This window comes from Ruegeria sp. AF5, assembly GCF_056541905.1.
The window spans coordinates 1-16504 of the sequence record NZ_JBQFYZ010000025.1; the positions used below are offsets into that span (position 1 = coordinate 1).

The window sequence follows — 16504 nt, forward strand, 5'->3', positions numbered from 1 at the left end:
CGAAACCGCCTAAACCTCAACCTCAGATGCCCACCGTCTCTCCGGTGCGTCTCAACCGTCTTTCCAGTCCGTCAGGCCAACCTCAGTTGCGCCGGTGAAGGGGTATTTACGGATTAGGCTTCCGACCTGCAACCCCCATTTTGAAAAAACTTCACATTTCTCACTACTCTCTCATTTAAATGTTGTAAATCAATAGTTTAAGCAGATATTTCGCGATTCCCATCGGCCATTTCAGGTGCAGGCTCATCAGAAGAAGAGGGTGAAATCTGCACTTTGGCTGGAATCGTCGACCCCGTCAGCAAACGACGACATCGATATCCGTCTTGAGTCACTCGATCGACGCGGGCGTACCGTTTCGCTGAATGTCGAAGAACACTTGGAAACTGACTTCAGGTCACAATTGTTTTTTTACTCAATTGACGCAGTCTCAGGTGAGCCTGGCTCGGATGGCGAACAGCGGACCGGCACAATAATGGTTCTGATAGTAGGGAAGCCAGCATGGAGTTCGACTATATCATCGTGGGCGGCGGTTCGGCAGGATCCGTTCTTGCAAACCGCCTCAGCGAGAACCCGGCTTCACGCGTTTGCCTGCTCGAAGCAGGTGGAAACGGAAACGGCCTGACTGTCAGGGTGCCGGCAGCTGTCGTGGCAGCCCTTCCGGGACGACCCAAAATAAACAACTGGGCTTTTGAAACCATACCGCAACGCGGGTTGAACGGACGCCGGGGGTATCAACCCCGCGGCAAAGCACTGGGTGGTTCGAGCGCGATCAACGCGATGCTTTATGTCCGGGGTCAGCGGCAGGATTACGATGGGTGGGCCGATCAGGGCTGCGACGGTTGGGATTGGGACAGCGTATTGCCGTATTTCAAACGGTCCGAGAACAATGAGCTTGGCGCAGACAGCTGGCATGGTGACAAGGGCCCGTTACAGGTGTCACAGCAAAAGGAACCTCGCCCGATCACCCGCGCGTTCATTGAAGCCGCGCGGCAACTCCAACACCGTCATACTGATGATTTCAACCGAGGCGATAACGAAGGTGTCGGGCTGTATCAGGTAACGCAGTTTCATGACCCGACAAAGAATGGAGAGCGGTGCTCGGCGGCTGCGGGTTACCTGTTCCCGATTGCCAACCGTCCGAACCTGACGATCATTACACATGCCCATGCGAAAGGGCTGGTATTTCAGGGTAAGCGCGCAACTGGCGTTGTTTTCAGGGTCAAAGGCAAAGAGGCAGACACCACCGTTACCGCCACTCGCGAAGTTCTGCTGTGCGCGGGAGCATTAAAAACACCGCAGCTGCTGCAAATCTCTGGGATTGGAGCAAGCGCTGATCTAGAACCGCACGGGATCGCTGTTCTCAACGAACTACCGGGTGTAGGGCGGAACCTGCAGGACCACCTCGACTTTACTCTGACCTACCGGACCAAAGACACGAACAACTTTGGGATCGGCGCAACAGCGGCAGTGCGACTGCTGAAGCACATCCATCAGTGGCGCAAGACCGGTGTGTCAATGGCGGCCACTCCGTTTGCCGAAGGCGCGGCGTTTCTGAAAACCTCACCCGAGCTGGAGCGCCCGGATATCCAGCTGCATTTCACCATCGCAATGGTCGATGATCACGCCCGCAAACTGCATTACGGTTACGGGTACAGCTGTCATATCTGCAAGCTTCGCCCGGAAAGCCGGGGAACCGTTGGCCTGAGCAGCGCCGACCCAATGGCAATGCCTGTCATCGACCCGGGATTTCTTGCAGATGCACGCGATCTGGACACCATGATCAAAGGCGCGCGAATGACGCGAGACATCCTGCAAGCGCCAGCTTTGGCCAAATATCGGCATAAAGAGATGTTCGGAACCGATACGGCCAAATCTGACGCCGATTGGGAGGGGCATATCCGCGCCCGCGCCGATACGATCTATCACCCGGTCGGCACCTGCAAGATGGGTACCGACGATCTGGCGGTTGTGGATCCCGAACTTCGGGTGCGGGGGATTGAGGGGCTGCGTGTAGTTGATGCGTCGGTGATGCCAACGCTGGTGTCGGGAAACACAAACGCGCCAACAATAATGATCGCGGAAAAAGCCTCGGACATGATTAAGGCAGCCGCGCAGTAAAGAACCTACCGGTCCTTCATCAGCGCCTCCAACCCCACCCGGTAGTTCGGGTAGATCAATTCGACACCCAACTCATCCTTGATCCGGTCGTTTCGGACGCGTTTGTTCTCGTTATAAAAACTGCGCGCCATCGGTGTCAGATCGGCCTCGTCAAATGAAACCGCCGGGGGCAGAGGAAGCCCCTGCAACTCGGCGGCATACCCGATGACATCCTGTGGCGGGACAGGCTCATCGTCGCAGACATTGTAAACACTGCCCGGATTCGGCCTTGTCATCGAGGCTTGCAGAACCTGCGCAATGTCATCCACGTGGATACGCGAAAACACTTGCCCCGGCTTGATGATACGCCGCAGCCCACCGCGTGTGAGCTTAGAGAACGGCCCACGGCCCGGGCCGTAAATCCCTGCCAGACGGAAGATGTGAACAGGCAGGCCCGGCACAGCCGCCCATTGCTCTTCAGCCAGCATGCGCCACTTTCCACGCTTGGCGGTCGGTGTTGGCGGGGTGTCTTCGTCAACCCAGGCGCCCTGGTGATCGCCATAAACAGCCGTTGTCGATAAATAACCCACCCAAGTGAACTGACTTGCTCGTTTTCGGATCTCGTCGCCCAGCGCCGCCAGTACCGGATCGCCCGCCTCGCCCGGTGCCGTTGAGATCAGCAAATGCGTCACCCGATCCAGATTTGGAACCTCACCGGGCCAGATCAGCGGGTCCGCGCCAGAGGCACGTATCGCATCTGTGCCTTCGCCATCTCGTGTGGTGCCAAAAATCTGCCAGCCTTTCGGGGCAAGAATTCGGGAAAGGGCCTGCGCAGAATAGCCGTGGCCAAATGAGAAGAGTGTCTTGGTCATGCACCGTTGATGGGCTTCAGCGCATCGGGATGCAAGCGCCGCATGGACGCACTTGAATCGAATCTTCTGATGCGCCTTTCTGTGGATATGAGCAAAAAGAAACCAGACCTGCATTCTGCCTACGCGCTGAGCTCTCCGGACGATAACAAACGCCTTTATGCGGAATGGGCCGGGGACTATGACGACAGCTTTGCCGCGCGTGAGGATTATCAGCTTCATACCCATACCGCGCGGGCGTTTGTGGGCGCGGGCGGTCAGGGGCCGGTTCTGGATGTCGGAGCGGGAACGGGCCTGTGCGGCGCGGTGTTGTCTGGGCTTGGTGTTGGCCCGATTGATGCCACGGATATCAGTTCAGAGATGCTGGAACAGGCTATGCGCAAGGATATCTACCGGGACGCGATCGAGGCTGACCTGACCCATGGCATCCCGGTTCCGCCAGACAGCTATTCCGGCATCGTGTCATCTGGCACGTTCACACATGGCCACCTGGGTCCCGAAGTGTTGCCTGCGCTGCTTCGCGTCGCACGATCAGGCGCTACGTTCGCCCTGTCAATAAACGCCCGCCATTTCGAAAAGATGGGCTTCAAGGGCAAGCTGCACGAACTGGAACAGGACCAGATCCGCAACCTGACCCTGCCCGAGGTTCGCATCTATGGCGATCTTGCCGCAGGACCCAATAAGGATGACACGGCCTTCATTGCATTGTTCGAGCGGGTTTAGTCCCCGGACAGAACCAGCCGCGTCAAGTGTACATCTGCTTTTTGTAGGCCCTCGTGCGTGTCGTCGCCTCGGCTGAGCCATCGTGATAGGTGCCAAACCACTTGTCGAACGGAATTTCGGATGTGCCGTAGTTGCACTCGAAATACCTGTGGTGGAGCTGATGAAAAAAGTCGCCCGCCCGCGCGGCTTCGGTCTCACCGGCCTTTAGCTTCTCGAACCCAGAATGGGACAGTATCGGGCTGACCTGCTGGAACGAGCTGTGAAACAACACATGCAGCGGATGGGAAGGCACGATCAGGTGGATGAAATACGTCGTGAAATACAGCATGTTTTCATACCAGTGATTCGAAATCCCTGACCATGGCCCGGTATTGACATTGCGGTGATGGACCGCGTGCACAAGTTTATAAAGCCTGGGATGATGTTCCAGCCGGTGCACCCAGTAAAAATGCAGACCGGACCACATGGGAATAAACAACATCCAAACCACGAACCAGACCGGCGCGCTGGCCCAGGTAATCGTCGGAACCCAGCCATTTGCCATCGCCCAGAAGATGACCCACTGGTAAATGGTCGCCACCGTCATGGCGCTGCCCAGCGTCCACCAGATGTTATCCCAGACCTGATTGCGGAATGTGAATGTTCCGTTGTCCCGTGTCAGGTCCCTGCGATCAAACTTTTTGTACATCCCCTGCCCTTTGCGCATGTACAGCCACCAGTGCAGGCTTCCTGCTACCAGAGTTTGCGGCACCATATTCAGCAACCAGATCCGAAACATCCATCCGGGCGCAAAGCTTTTCATCGTCTCTAACGCAGGGAAAAAGAACGCATAGGCGATGACGGCCAAGGTCATGCACAGTGTCAGGGCGGTGATTTGCAACCACGCTCCGCTGTACCATTTCAGCACGGCCGCCGGACGTGGTGGCCAACTGAACAGCGGGTTGAGACCCACTGGCCCGTCGGGGTGGTAATGCCAGCGGGCAGCTTCGGGGTCCTGCGTGGAATCTCGCATGTCGGTCACTCTGTCTTGCATTCAGGTTGCGTAATCCGAGCCTTCTGCATCGAGTATTGCTTTGATCTCTCGCAGATGCGCTTCGGCTTGACCGGGGTAGTCGTCCAGTTCCTGTGCTGTTTTCTCGGCAATTTCATCCGACAGCACCCGCAGGGGCAGGCCTGTTTGCAGCGCCCGGATGTAAGTTTCGGCAGCGCGCTCGAAATAATAGAGCCTGTTAAAGGTATCTGCAGGGTCGCTGCCAGTGATCAGAACCCCGTGGTTGCCCATGATCATGACTTTCTTCTTCGGATCAGCCAACATCCCGGCGCACCGCTCGCCTTCGCTTTCAAAAGCCAATCCGCCAAATTCTTCGTCAACAACGTAGCGGTTGTAGAAGGTCGCGGTGTTCTGGTCGATTGGCGGAAGTGTACTGTCGGCCAGTGACGCCAGAACAGTTGCGAAAATCGAATGCACATGCATGACGCAACGCGCGTGCGGGCAGTGGCGATGGATCGAGCCGTGCAGGCCCCAGGCCGTGGGATCAGGTGCGCCGGGCTGGGACATCACATCCGGATCGTTGGCGTTCAACAGCAACAGATCAGACGCGCGAATACGCGAGAAATGCGCCTGATTGGGGTTCATCAGGAACTGCGTCCCGTCTGCGTTCACAGCAAGACTGAAGTGGTTGGCAACGGCTTCGTGCATGTTCAGCCGGGCCGTCCAGCGAAAGGTTGCGGCCATGTCCACACGTTCTGACCAATGATCGATGTTGGGACGAAGGTTGGTGAGACTCATGTGACGCGTCCTTTGGTATCTGCGAATGACCAAAGCCTGCATTTGGTCCGGCAATTTGACCAACGAAAAAAACGCAACTATTCCATTAGCTAAACTTATGCCGGAGTTATGTCGATGCAAAACAGGCTTCCCCCGCTTGGCTGGCTGCGCACATTCGAAGCCGCAGCCCGCCATCTGTCATTCACCGGTGCGGCGCGGGATCTGAACATGACGCAAAGTGCGGTCAGTCAGCAGATCAAATCGCTGGAAGGCCATCTGGGTCAGCCACTGTTCCTGCGACGCCCGAAGGCGCTTGAGCTGACAGAGGCCGGAATCACCTATTTGCCGGTGGTGCGCGAGGCGTTTCGGACACTGATACGGGGCACTCAGGCGGTAACTGGCGCGCAACAGAATGCGGTCCAGGTGCAGTGCAACATCAGTTTCGCCGTGAACTGGCTGGCCCCGCGTCTGCCATTATTTCAGGCTGAACACCCGGATGTTCAGCTGAACATCTTCACCGAGTTGTGGGAACCGCGCGAGATGGCTGAAGGCGCAGCAGTCGAGATCCGGTTTTCCCTTCGACCCTCAGATACAACCCGGACAGAGGTGCTGCGCTCTGAATATTACTATCCCGTCTGCGCGCCGGGATATCAGGTTTGCCTGCAAGACCTTCAGGAAAAACCTCTGTTCGACTGTTCCAACCTGTTGACCAACTGGGCGACGTGGGCTGAAGATCAGGCTCTGAATTGGCAGAATCCGCCTATTACCTACGCGACAACCTATCTGGTTTGTTTGTCAGCTGCGATGGCCGGAGGTGGCCTGTGCCTGGCCCATGACACCATCGCAGGTCATTTGATCGATCAGGGACGACTAGTCGCACCATTTGAGCATCGCGCCCCGATGCCCGAGGCGTATTATCTGCTGCTCTCCCCTCAGGCCGAGGACACGCCCGGAGCGGTTACCTTTGCGAACTGGATACGACGAGAATTCGGGTCCGAAACGTAAATCCGGACGGGTTCCTGCGCGCTGTCGGCACCTATGTCAGCTTTCGATGACTGAGTCGGGCAGATTTGCAGAATTGTGATCCGTCGGCAGTAGTAAAGAACCGGGGTTGCGCCCACGCGCGCATTCGTGAAAGTTGAGCCATGGAAAACACACCCTTCCCAACTTGGCCCGATGTCGCCCCCCGATTGATCGCAGTTGCTGCCGGACGTGAGGCAGCAGATATGGTAATAAAGGGTGGGACTTGGGTAAATGTGCACAGCCGCGAACTGCTGCCGAACCATTCAGTTGCAATCGCTGCAGGCCGTATTGCATTTGTCGGTCCCGACGCCTCGCATTGTACCGGACCAGAGACACAGGTTATCGACGCGCAAGGCCGCTTTATCCTGCCCGGCTTATGCGACGCGCATATGCACATCGAATCGGGGATGCTGACCCCTGCCGAGTTTGCCCGCGCAGTTATCCCCCATGGCACAACCAGTATGTTCACCGACCCGCACGAGATCGCCAATGTGTTGGGGCTGGACGGTGTGCGCATGATGCATGACGAAGCAATGATGCAGCCGGTCAACATCTTCACTCAGATGCCGTCCTGCGCGCCCTCTGCACCGGGGTTAGAGACGACAGGCTATGAAATCACCCCCGAAGACGTGGCCGAGGCGATGAATTGGCCCGGGATCATCGGCTTGGGGGAAATGATGAACTTCCCCGGCGTGATTCACGGAGATCCCAAAATGCTGGCCGAGATTGCGGCCACGCAGCGGGCAGGCAAGGTCGTCGGCGGACATTACGCATCCCCTGATTTAGGGCCTGATTTCGCGGCTTATGTGGCTGGTGGACCTGCCGATGACCACGAAGGCACCTGCGAAGCGGATGCCATCGCACGGGTCCGTCAGGGAATGCGGTCGATGATGCGGTTGGGTTCGGCCTGGTATGACATTGAAAGCCAGATTACCGCGGTCACCGAAAAAGGTCTGGATGCGCGCAATTTCATCCTGTGCACGGATGACTGCCACTCTGCCACGCTGGTCAATGATGGGCATATGAACCGCGTCGTGCGCCACGCGATTGCCTGCGGCTGTGACCCGCTTGTGGCCGTGCAGATGGCGACGATCAACACCGCCACGCATTTCGGTCTGGAACGCGAGATCGGATCGGTCACGCCGGGACGACGGGCAGACATCATCCTCAGCTCTGACCTGACCGAATTGCCGGTCGAACTGGTCATAGCGCGCGGGAAGGTTGTTGCGGAAAACGGGGTGATCAAGGTTGATTGCCCCCACCTGAACTGGCCCGACAAGGCACGTCGCACCGTTCATCTGAAGCAGGAACTGGCCGCGTCCGATTTTGAGATCGCGGCGCCGAAGGGTGCAAACAAGGTAAGGGCCAACGTCATTGGCGTGGTAGAAAACCAGGCCCCCACTAAAGCCCTGAAAGCCGAATTGCCGATAATCGGCGGGCTTGTTGAAGGTGAGGGTGACGTATGCCAGATATCACTGGTCGAACGACACCGGGCGACAGGGGGCGTCACCAACGCCTTTGTCTCGGGGTTTGGATATCAGGGAAAAATGGCCATGGCCTCGACCGTGGCGCATGACAGTCACCACATGATCGTCGTCGGCACCGACCGTGAACAGATGGCGCTGGCCGCGAATCGACTGGCCGAAGTGGGTGGCGGCATCACGATCTTTAGGGACGGCCAGGAACTGGCGATGGTCGAACTTCCCATTGCCGGTCTGATGTCCGACAGCCCGGCCGCTGAAGTTGCGGCCAAGGCGGACAGGATGGTTCAGGCTATGCAGGAATGTGGCTGCAATCTGAACAACGCGTATATGCAACATTCGCTACTGGCGTTGGTCGTCATACCGGAACTCAGGATTTCTGATCTCGGGCTGGTTGACGTGCGCACATTCGAAAAAATTGATCTTCTGGAACCCTTAGCATGACGACACTCCTGACACCTGAAGCCCTTTCGCCAGAACAGTTCACCGATCCCGCAGCCGCAGTTGCGCGACTGGAGGAGCTTTACACTCAAGCAACAGAATTTCTGTGCGACAGCTTCTCGAAGGTACTGCAAAATGGAGCACCAACCGCCAGATACAGGGCCTATTACCCCGAGATTCGCATAAAGACGTCGACCTATGCTCAAGTCGACAGCCGCCTGAGTTTTGGGCATGTGGCGGAACCCGGTGTTCACGCTACAACCGTAACGCGCCCGGATTTATTCCGGTCCTACCTGACCCAGCAGATTGCCCTGTTGATCAAGAATCACGACCAACCGGTGACGATTGCAGCGTCGGACACACCTATTCCGGTGCATTTTGCCGTGGCGAATACGTCAGGTCTGGTTGTGCCGCATCAGGGGGCGGCTGCTTTCACCCTGCGCGATGTGTTTGACGTGCCGGATCTGACCACCACGAATGACGACATCGTTAACGGCGTGCACGATCATGAAGACGCCGTCGGACCCTTGTCATTGTTTTCTGCCCAGCGCGTCGATTATTCACTTGCGCGACTGGCACATTACACAGCGACAGATGCCCGGCATTTTCAGAACCACGTTCTGTTCACGAACTATCAGTTCTATGTTTCGGAATTCGAGAACTACGCCCGTGAGCAGTTGGCTGATCCCAGCAGCGGGTATACCAGCTTTGTCTCGACCGGGAATGTTGAGATCACGGAGCCGGACGCAGAAATCGAGCAACCGCTGAAACTGCCGCAAATGCCAACCTATCATCTGAAGCGTGAAGATGGTTCGGGTCTTACTTTGGTGAACATCGGTGTTGGCCCCTCGAATGCGAAAACTGCGACCGACCATATCGCGGTTCTGCGCCCCCACGCGTGGTTGATGGTTGGCCATTGCGCCGGATTGCGCAACACGCAGGCATTGGGTGATTTCGTTCTGGCCCATGCATATCTACGTGATGACAAGGTTCTGGATGATGACCTGCCGGTCTGGGTGCCCATCCCGCCCCTGGCCGAGGTTCAGGTCGCGCTGGAACGCGCCGTGGCCGAAGTGACCGAGCTGGAAGGGTATGAACTGAAGCGGATCATGCGGACGGGAACAGTTGCATCGGTCGACAATCGCAACTGGGAACTGCGCGATCAATCCGGACCGGTTCAGCGCCTCAGCCAGTCGCGGGCCATCGCGTTGGATATGGAAAGCGCCACAATCGCCGCGAACGGCTATCGCTTTCGCGTTCCTTACGGCACTTTGCTGTGCGTGTCGGACAAGCCCCTGCACGGCGAACTAAAGCTGCCGGGCATGGCCTCGTCCTTTTATACCACTCAGGTGGGGCGTCATTTGATGATCGGGATACGCGCTATGGAGCACCTGCGCGGCATGCCGTTGGAGCGTCTGCACAGCCGGAAATTGCGTTCCTTCGACGAAACTGCCTTCCTCTGACGCAAAAAAGCAACGTTTTCCCCATATTTTTAGGGGTTTCTGCGCTACTATTCGTTGTGTTTGGCCACAATATCCCGTTACAGTTACGCGGTGAGGCCCTATAGATCGGGCACGTTAAGGAGACCAAGAAATGGCAAAACCTATGACAAAGACTCAGCTGGTTGCTGCTCTCGCTGAGGAAATGGGAACCGATAAGAAATCCGCGAACTCTGCGCTTGAGGCCATCACCGGCCTGATCACGCGCGAAGTTTCCGCAGGTGGTGCAGTGACCCTGCCTGGCGTCGGCAAAATCTACTGCCGCGAACGCCCTGAGCGTCAGGTCCGCAACCCGGCAACCGGTGAAACCTTCACCAAAGAAGCCGACAAGGTTGTGAAAATGACCATCGCGAAAGCACTGAAAGACAGCGTGAACGGCTGATCTCAAGCGCTTGGAACCATATAAAGGGGTGGCGGTTACGCGGCCCCTTTTTTTGTGTCTAAACTTTACATCCTACGGCCCGCGCAATTATGTGATAAGGCATCAGGCTGTAACTAAAGGCTACAATCCAACACCGGTTGTCCTTGGCACGTTTTTTACGGACAACCCGTTGATTTCCTGCTTGGCCAGCTAAATCCCAGTTCTATGGAACAGGATATAACCTTCACGCGACTGCCCCTCGTCTCAGCACCTGAGATACTGGCGCATATGAGAAATCCAATTCTTGCCGAACACATGCCTCTCCTGACGCAGGATTGGGATGAGGAAACAGTCGCCGGTTTCATTCACGCGAAAGAGTCGTGTTGGGCGCGGGACGGCCTAGGTCATTGGGCAATTCTGCACCGCGGACATTATGTGGGATGGGGCGGATTTCAAAAAGAAGGTGAAGAGTGGGATTTCGGGTTGGTCTTGAAGCCCGGTGCATTTGGACTGGGTGCAAAGATAGCACGTCAGGCCATCGCATTCGCAAAGCAGGACAATCGTATTCCGTTCGTGACATTCTTGCTGCCGCCTTCACGCACGAAACTGCGCGCAATGACCAAACTCGGCGCTTATTTTGTTGGGCAAGTAGACTACGCTGGCCACAGTTTCCTCAAATATCGTCTCGACACGAACTGAAGTGAACGACAAGGAATGAGGGCCGGATCGGGCAGTGCCCAAAAACGGCTGCGGGCCCCAATGTCGAGGCCCGCTTTTGGTTTGGTAGGTTCGAAACAATCAGTGAATCGTCTCAACCTTGTGGAAGTCCAGATCGCGATCTTCCGGCATGGCATCGATACTCATCACCTCTTTGCGCTTGGTGACCAGGATATAGACCACGCAAGCCAGGTAAAGACCGACTACGACGGCTCCGATCCACTGGATTTGCAACCACTGACTCTGGAACAGCAGCGTTAGCACAAACAGCAGCGCGACGTTGCCAGCGACATAGGTCGCCTTGCCAAACCGCTCGGCGGTCATGTTCAGGTTGTCTGTATAGAGCCTAATCAGCGAGTCCAGCGAGTTGATCACAAAGGTCACGCCCACGATTACCATCGCGATATTGGTGATGCCTGCGGTGCTGATGCCGTTCAGGTGATAGTAGTAGAGAACGGTGAACCAGATCCCCAGCGGGATCGACGGGAAGATCAACAACGCCGCCAGCAGCTGCCAGGTTTTCAAACCGCCCACAAAGCGCGAAGTAAACTGGCCAATCATGATTGACCACGCAAACCACCAGAACAAGTAGAAGGCATGATAATCGGTCAGCGGCAGGACAAATTTGTGCACATTGGTGAAATAGGCACCAATGTTACTGCCGGTTTCGATAAACCCGGTCATTCCCATGCCAGCGGCCGCCCACATACCCAGAATCAGTGCAAGGAACAGAAAGGTCGAACCGACCGACAGGATGCGCACATATTTCAAATCGGTCGACGAGTATGCTGCCGCCAGAATGACCACAAACACGATGACGTAGAAGGTGGTAACGACAGATTCTCCATCTCCGACCTCTGGCAGGTAGCCAGGCAGGTAGATCAGGAACAGGCTGGCGGTAAAGGCGCAGGTGCCGATGATGACGACGTTGTTGATCAGCTTGACCAGCGGAATCTCAAAGAAGTTCACGCGGGGTTCGATCACGCAGAAATAGAAGGCTGTCAGGAAGTAAAACGCCCAGATCAGAAATCCCCAGAAACCGAACTCGATCGCCAGTGGATTGGCAAAGGCATAGGCCGGATCTTCGGCATAGCCACCAAATTCTGTCAGCGGGAACATGATCAGGCCAACATCCAGACCGGACGTAAACAGGATCGCGATGAACGTGAAAAGGTGGACAGGTGTAACGCCAACGCAGCGCAGGTTCCACCACTTCACGACGAAGAACGCGACCAGGCCCAACGCCAGCAGAACGCCAAAAGAAAGAATGTATTCCAGAAGCACCGACAACCCTCCCTTGATATGTCAGATCCCGGAGCCGATAACTTTAATTGTTCAGTCAATCAATAAAAACATCCTCGTGACTTTCGTTGCATCACGGATGTGTCTTTTTTGACGCGCAGCGCTTGCGACCGATCACAAAATCGGGGAAAGTCCGCGCAAAGTGACAGGGGGTCTCCATGGATCTGCGCGCCATAGCCATGGGGCTGACATTTGCCCTGATCTGGTCGTCTGCCTTTACCTCGGCGCGGATCATCGTGGCAGACGCCTCTCCTTTGTTTTCGCTAGCCCTGCGGTTTTTGATCTCAGGGGTTTTGGGGGTTCTGATTGCCCGGGCGATGGGGCAAAGCTGGCACCTGACCCGGAACCAGTGGCGGGCGACAATTCTTTTCGGTATCTGCCAAAATGCCCTGTATTTGGGTCTGAATTTTTACGCGATGCAAACGGTCGAGGCTTCGGTTGCGGCGATTATCGCGTCCACAATGCCCTTGCTGGTGGCGCTGGCAGGGTGGCTTATTTTTGGCGAGAAACTGCGCCCTCTCGGGATTTTGGGATTGTTTGCTGGATTCACCGGCGTCGCCCTGATCATGAGCAGCCGGATCAGTGCTGGTGTCGACATGTTCGGCGTCGCACTATGCGGCATCGGAGCTTTGGCGCTGACCTTTGCCACCCTCGCGGTTCGCGGCGCGACTTCGGGCGGTAACTTCATGATGGTCGTGGGTCTGCAGATGCTTGTAGGCTCAGCGACGTTGTTCGTGGCCGCGCCGATCTTTGAGACCATTTACATCCACCCGACGCTGCCACTGGCATTGGCGTTCACCTACACAACCCTGTTTCCTGGGCTGCTGGCCACGCTGATCTGGTTCCTTCTTCTGGATCGCATCGGCGCGATCCGCGCAGCCACGTTCCACTTTTTGAACCCGGTATTCGGTGTCACGATAGCGGCCATATTGCTGGGCGAGAAACTGGGCGCGATGGATGCAATTGGCGTTACAGTCACGACACTGGGTATTCTTGCTGTTCAACTGTCACGCCAACCTGCCGGCAAAACGACTTCGGCCTAACACAAGGGCCTATCTGTTTGCGTCAGACCGACCGCACGTCTGTGAGAGCTGTTTGAAATATCGCTTTGCTTTCTAGTCGGCAGCCCCCAGATAATGGCACAACCGTCAAATCAGCCGGAGGATCCATGACACGTTACACCAAAGACCCCACGGTTATTGCGGCACTTTCGCCCGAAGAATTTCACGTCACCCAACGCAATGGCACCGAACGACCGGGGACAGGCAAGTATTTGGAGAACAAGGAACCGGGTATCTACGTGGACATCGTGTCAGGCGAACCGCTGTTTGCTTCGACCCACAAATACGAATCCGGATGTGGCTGGCCCAGCTTTACCAAGCCGATCATCCATGAGCATGTGGAAGAGTTTCGCGACACGACACATGGTATGATCCGGACCGAGGTTCGATCGAAACACGGCGACAGCCATCTGGGGCATGTCTTCCCCGACGGCCCGCGAGAACATGGCGGCCTGCGATATTGCATTAACTCGGCCTCGCTCAGGTTCATCCATCGGGATGAGATGGAGGCTGAAGGTTACGCCGAATTCCTGATCCACGTGGAGGAAATCCAATGACTGAACAACGTGCTGTACTGGCCGGAGGCTGCTTTTGGGGTATGCAGGACCTGATCCGCAAGCTGCCAGGCGTCTTGCGGACCCGGGTGGGCTACACCGGAGGCGATGTGCCCAACGCCACCTATCGCAACCACGGCACCCACGCCGAAGGGATCGAAATCTGGTTTGACCCATCGCTGATCAGTTACCGCGACCTGCTGGAATTTTTCTTCCAGATTCACGACCCGACCACTGTCAATCGGCAGGGCAACGACCGAGGAATGAGCTATCGTTCAGCGATTTACCACGTCGACGAAGCCCAAAGAGCAACCGCCCTGGATACTATCGCAGACGTGAATGCCAGCGGCTTGTGGCCGGGAAAAGTCGTAACCGAAGTCGAACCCGTCGGCGATTTCTGGGAGGCCGAACCCGAGCATCAGGATTATCTTGAGCGCATCCCGAACGGATATACCTGCCACTTCCCGCGCCAGGACTGGGTTCTTCCCAAACGCGCCAGCGCCGCAGAATAATGCACCACCTGCCGGGCCCCTCTGAACAAGTCAGAGGGGCTAGCCCGCCGCAACCCGCGGTCGCCCGCTAGCCTCGACAGTGATCATTGCCTCGACAAACACATCATTGGCCTCGACCCGCGCGGTTTTGATGTCGCGATCCACGATCACGCGGATATCTTCTGCACCAGCTTCGCGCACCGCGCCTTCAGCTTCCGACCTCAGAACATTTTCCAGCAAAGCCAGCGCATCTTCTGATGCGGAAAAATCCTTGGGCCCGCCCTCGAGGTGTACACGATACCGCCCTTCGGCGGGACTTGTCACCGTGCCCGATCGCCGTAAGGTCACCCGCCCCACGACGGCACCAATCGCATTGGCTACACCCGCATGTTCTGGCAGGATCATTCGGCAGTGCAGCCGTTCACCGACCGCCGGGTAATAGCTGGCGGCTGACGCCCCAAGCCCCACAACATCAACGTTCAAGGCTGCAGTCAGCGACAACAAACCGCGATGCTGCGCCAATCCGCGCTGTGTCAGGATATGCCGCGCCAGCTCCTGTGACGGCAGCCCGAAACTGTCCGGTTCCTCATCAAAAGCAGCCTCTAACAAGGTCAAACTGGTCTGTTTTGTCAACTGGTCCACGATCATCTGCGCCAGCGCTTCGGCGGAATTTGCCAACATGTCCCCGGACCCGACCCGTTTGCGTGCGACCAGTTCAAGTGCCTTACGGGCGGCGTCCGCATCCCAGGCATCCACCCGCCCCAGTACATGGCTGGCATCCGACGGCGTCACGCCCGAGATCTGAACGATCCCGCGATCCACCAACCGGGTCAATGCGCCGCTTTCCATTCGGGACCGAAGCAAGGAACCAATCGGGAGAACCTGATCTCCCAACCGCTCTAGCAGAGCTTCTTCGCGCACATCTATACCGTCGTCATGTATTCCCGGCACGCGACGGGCAAAGCGCGTATCGTGCTCGCCCACCGTCGTGGCCCGCAATTGCTCATCCAGAATGGCATGAACGATCTCGGGCGCTTCCGAGGCGATCAGGGATATCGGAAGAACGCGACGCGGCCCCAGAAACACACCACCCTGCAATCCCTCGGTCACGACATGCACCTGACTATCACCTCCAAGGCCATGGGTGCGCATCGCAACGGCCTCGACCATTGTGCGGAACCCGCCTACTTGTGCCCCGGCCGAGTCGATCGCGGGCTTGCCGTCACGGATCAACGCCACGTCAGTTGTCGTACCGCCAATATCCGACACCAACGCATTCTCTGCGCCGGTCAACCAGCGCGCGCCTACAATTGACGCGGCAGGTCCGCTCAGGATCGTTTCAATAGGGCGTTCACGCGCCTGTTCAGCACTCATCAACGCCCCATCACCGCGCACAACCATCATCGGCGCCATAATCCCCAACTCGCGCAGCCGGTCCTGCGCCCGCCCGATCAAACGGTCGATCATCCCGATCAGCCGTGCATTCAACACGGCCGTCACGGCGCGTTTCGGCCCGTTCAGCTTTGCCGACAAGTGATGCGAACATGTGACCGGAGCCCCGGTTCTTTCCAAAACGATCCGTGCGGCTTCCAGTTCATGCGCGGGATTTCGTGTGGCAAACTGAGCGGCTATGGCAAAGCCTGAAATGCCCTTATGAGAGCCTAAAAATTGCTCCAGCGCTGCAATATCCAATGGCGCAGCTTCGCTGCCTGAATGGGAATGCCCACCAGACATAACCAGGGCCGGGTCCCCTTTTAACGCGTCCTTCAAACCGTGCTTTTCAAGGTCGCTGTCTTTGAATCCGATATAGATCAACGCAACGCGCCCGCCCTGCCCTTCGACCAAGGCATTTGTCGCCAATGTCGTGGACAAAGAGGCCATTGAAATCTGATCCGGCGTAACTTTTGCCTGCTCCAGAACGGCAGAAATCGCCTTCCCCACACCAATTGCCAGATCCGCGCGTGTGGTCAGGGACTTGGCTGAGGCTATCACCTCTTTTTCATCCCGGACCAGTACCGCATCGGTATAGGTTCCACCCGTATCCACCCCCAAAGCCAGCGCCATCGGGTTCTCCTTACTGTTCGCTGCAGATTGGTGTAGCGATTGGGGCCGACACG

General features: G+C 56.9%; 15 protein-coding genes. 10 read left to right on the top strand and 5 right to left on the bottom strand.

The window, feature by feature from the left end; translation table 11 throughout:
* The first annotated feature begins 498 nt into the window (after positions 1 to 498).
* Positions 499 to 2118, top strand: coding sequence for a GMC family oxidoreductase (locus tag ACR0DS_RS19310; protein WP_480560702.1), 1620 nt, complete (start codon positions 499 to 501; stop codon positions 2116 to 2118).
* A gap of 5 nt (positions 2119 to 2123) precedes the next feature.
* Here ACR0DS_RS19310 and ACR0DS_RS19315 read toward each other — a convergent pair whose 3' ends face one another.
* Positions 2124 to 2969 (bottom strand): SDR family oxidoreductase, encoded by an 846-nt coding sequence (locus tag ACR0DS_RS19315; RefSeq protein ID WP_480484604.1) that lies wholly within the window; start codon positions 2967 to 2969, stop codon positions 2124 to 2126.
* Positions 2970 to 3056: 87 nt separating this feature from the next.
* Between ACR0DS_RS19315 and ACR0DS_RS19320 the strand changes: the two genes are divergently transcribed.
* On the top strand, positions 3057 to 3689 hold the full coding sequence (locus ACR0DS_RS19320) for a class I SAM-dependent DNA methyltransferase (protein ID WP_480487107.1): 633 nt from the start codon (positions 3057 to 3059) through the stop codon (positions 3687 to 3689).
* A 22-nt stretch (positions 3690 to 3711) separates the two neighbouring features.
* Here ACR0DS_RS19320 and ACR0DS_RS19325 read toward each other — a convergent pair whose 3' ends face one another.
* Both ACR0DS_RS19325 and ACR0DS_RS19330 read right to left on the bottom strand, forming a co-directional pair.
* The gene (locus ACR0DS_RS19325) at positions 3712 to 4701 is read right to left on the bottom strand and encodes a sterol desaturase family protein (RefSeq protein ID WP_480487098.1); all 990 of its coding nucleotides are present in this window, start codon (positions 4699 to 4701) and stop codon (positions 3712 to 3714) included.
* Positions 4702 to 4722: 21 nt separating this feature from the next.
* Entirely contained in the window at positions 4723 to 5478 is a 756-nt protein-coding gene (locus tag ACR0DS_RS19330; RefSeq protein WP_480487096.1) for a class II aldolase and adducin N-terminal domain-containing protein, read from the bottom strand.
* Between the two features lie 114 nt (positions 5479 to 5592).
* Between ACR0DS_RS19330 and ACR0DS_RS19335 the strand changes: the two genes are divergently transcribed.
* The 5 genes from ACR0DS_RS19335 to ACR0DS_RS19355 all read left to right on the top strand — a co-directional run bounded on the left by ACR0DS_RS19335 (position 5593) and on the right by ACR0DS_RS19355 (position 10961).
* Positions 5593 to 6462, top strand: coding sequence for a LysR family transcriptional regulator (locus tag ACR0DS_RS19335; RefSeq protein WP_480487094.1), 870 nt, complete (start codon positions 5593 to 5595; stop codon positions 6460 to 6462).
* Between the two features lie 140 nt (positions 6463 to 6602).
* Positions 6603 to 8405: an adenine deaminase gene (ade, locus tag ACR0DS_RS19340; protein ID WP_480560700.1), complete on the top strand. Its 1803-nt coding sequence runs from the start codon at positions 6603 to 6605 to the stop codon at positions 8403 to 8405.
* Complete coding sequence (locus ACR0DS_RS19345; RefSeq protein ID WP_480560698.1) at positions 8402 to 9865, top strand: AMP nucleosidase; 1464 nt, start codon at positions 8402 to 8404, stop codon at positions 9863 to 9865. Before ade ends, ACR0DS_RS19345 begins: the two co-directional genes overlap by 4 nt.
* A 130-nt stretch (positions 9866 to 9995) precedes the next feature.
* Entirely contained in the window at positions 9996 to 10283 is a 288-nt protein-coding gene (locus tag ACR0DS_RS19350; protein ID WP_117871130.1) for an HU family DNA-binding protein, read from the top strand.
* 204 nt (positions 10284 to 10487) lie between these two features.
* Positions 10488 to 10961 (top strand): GNAT family N-acetyltransferase, encoded by a 474-nt coding sequence (locus tag ACR0DS_RS19355; RefSeq protein ID WP_480487088.1) that lies wholly within the window; start codon positions 10488 to 10490, stop codon positions 10959 to 10961.
* A 99-nt stretch (positions 10962 to 11060) separates the two neighbouring features.
* Here ACR0DS_RS19355 and ACR0DS_RS19360 read toward each other — a convergent pair whose 3' ends face one another.
* Positions 11061 to 12257, bottom strand: coding sequence for a BCCT family transporter (locus ACR0DS_RS19360; protein ID WP_480484607.1), 1197 nt, complete (start codon positions 12255 to 12257; stop codon positions 11061 to 11063).
* Positions 12258 to 12439: 182 nt separating this feature from the next.
* Here ACR0DS_RS19360 and ACR0DS_RS19365 point away from each other — a divergent pair, with 182 nt between their 5' ends.
* From ACR0DS_RS19365 to msrA, 3 genes are all read left to right on the top strand, one after another.
* Positions 12440 to 13324, top strand: coding sequence for a DMT family transporter (locus ACR0DS_RS19365; protein WP_480560696.1), 885 nt, complete (start codon positions 12440 to 12442; stop codon positions 13322 to 13324).
* A gap of 125 nt (positions 13325 to 13449) precedes the next feature.
* Entirely contained in the window at positions 13450 to 13899 is a 450-nt protein-coding gene (gene msrB, locus ACR0DS_RS19370) for a peptide-methionine (R)-S-oxide reductase MsrB (protein ID WP_209506998.1), read from the top strand.
* Positions 13896 to 14408 carry a peptide-methionine (S)-S-oxide reductase MsrA gene (msrA, locus tag ACR0DS_RS19375; RefSeq protein ID WP_209598908.1) on the top strand — a complete coding sequence of 171 codons (513 nt, stop codon included), beginning with the start codon at positions 13896 to 13898 and terminating at the stop codon, positions 14406 to 14408. The genes msrB and msrA overlap by 4 nt, the downstream gene beginning before the upstream one ends.
* A gap of 39 nt (positions 14409 to 14447) precedes the next feature.
* On the opposite strand, the gene ACR0DS_RS19380 is transcribed toward msrA, so the two are convergent.
* A complete protein-coding gene (locus ACR0DS_RS19380; RefSeq protein WP_480560694.1) occupies positions 14448 to 16451 on the bottom strand; it encodes a hydantoinase/oxoprolinase N-terminal domain-containing protein in 2004 nt (667 codons plus the stop codon).
* Positions 16452 to 16504 lie beyond the last annotated feature (53 nt).

What these genes read in the sequence shown, in the direction of transcription:
- ACR0DS_RS19365 (WP_480560696.1), top strand. Translation starts at nt 12,440, where the DNA reads ATGGATCTGCGCGCCATAGCCATGGGGCTGACATTTGCCCTGATCTGG.
- msrB (WP_209506998.1), top strand. Translation starts at nt 13,450, where the DNA reads ATGACACGTTACACCAAAGACCCCACGGTTATTGCGGCACTTTCGCCC.
- msrA (WP_209598908.1), top strand. Translation starts at nt 13,896, where the DNA reads ATGACTGAACAACGTGCTGTACTGGCCGGAGGCTGCTTTTGGGGTATG.
- ACR0DS_RS19335 (WP_480487094.1), top strand. Translation starts at nt 5,593, where the DNA reads ATGCAAAACAGGCTTCCCCCGCTTGGCTGGCTGCGCACATTCGAAGCC.
- ACR0DS_RS19325 (WP_480487098.1), bottom strand. Translation starts at nt 4,701, where the DNA reads ATGCGAGATTCCACGCAGGACCCCGAAGCTGCCCGCTGGCATTACCAC.
- ACR0DS_RS19345 (WP_480560698.1), top strand. Translation starts at nt 8,402, where the DNA reads ATGACGACACTCCTGACACCTGAAGCCCTTTCGCCAGAACAGTTCACC.
- ACR0DS_RS19320 (WP_480487107.1), top strand. Translation starts at nt 3,057, where the DNA reads ATGAGCAAAAAGAAACCAGACCTGCATTCTGCCTACGCGCTGAGCTCT.
- ACR0DS_RS19330 (WP_480487096.1), bottom strand. Translation starts at nt 5,478, where the DNA reads ATGAGTCTCACCAACCTTCGTCCCAACATCGATCATTGGTCAGAACGT.
- ACR0DS_RS19315 (WP_480484604.1), bottom strand. Translation starts at nt 2,969, where the DNA reads ATGACCAAGACACTCTTCTCATTTGGCCACGGCTATTCTGCGCAGGCC.
- ACR0DS_RS19380 (WP_480560694.1), bottom strand. Translation starts at nt 16,451, where the DNA reads ATGGCGCTGGCTTTGGGGGTGGATACGGGTGGAACCTATACCGATGCG.
- ACR0DS_RS19310 (WP_480560702.1), top strand. Translation starts at nt 499, where the DNA reads ATGGAGTTCGACTATATCATCGTGGGCGGCGGTTCGGCAGGATCCGTT.
- ade (WP_480560700.1), top strand. Translation starts at nt 6,603, where the DNA reads ATGGAAAACACACCCTTCCCAACTTGGCCCGATGTCGCCCCCCGATTG.
- ACR0DS_RS19355 (WP_480487088.1), top strand. Translation starts at nt 10,488, where the DNA reads ATGGAACAGGATATAACCTTCACGCGACTGCCCCTCGTCTCAGCACCT.
- ACR0DS_RS19350 (WP_117871130.1), top strand. Translation starts at nt 9,996, where the DNA reads ATGGCAAAACCTATGACAAAGACTCAGCTGGTTGCTGCTCTCGCTGAG.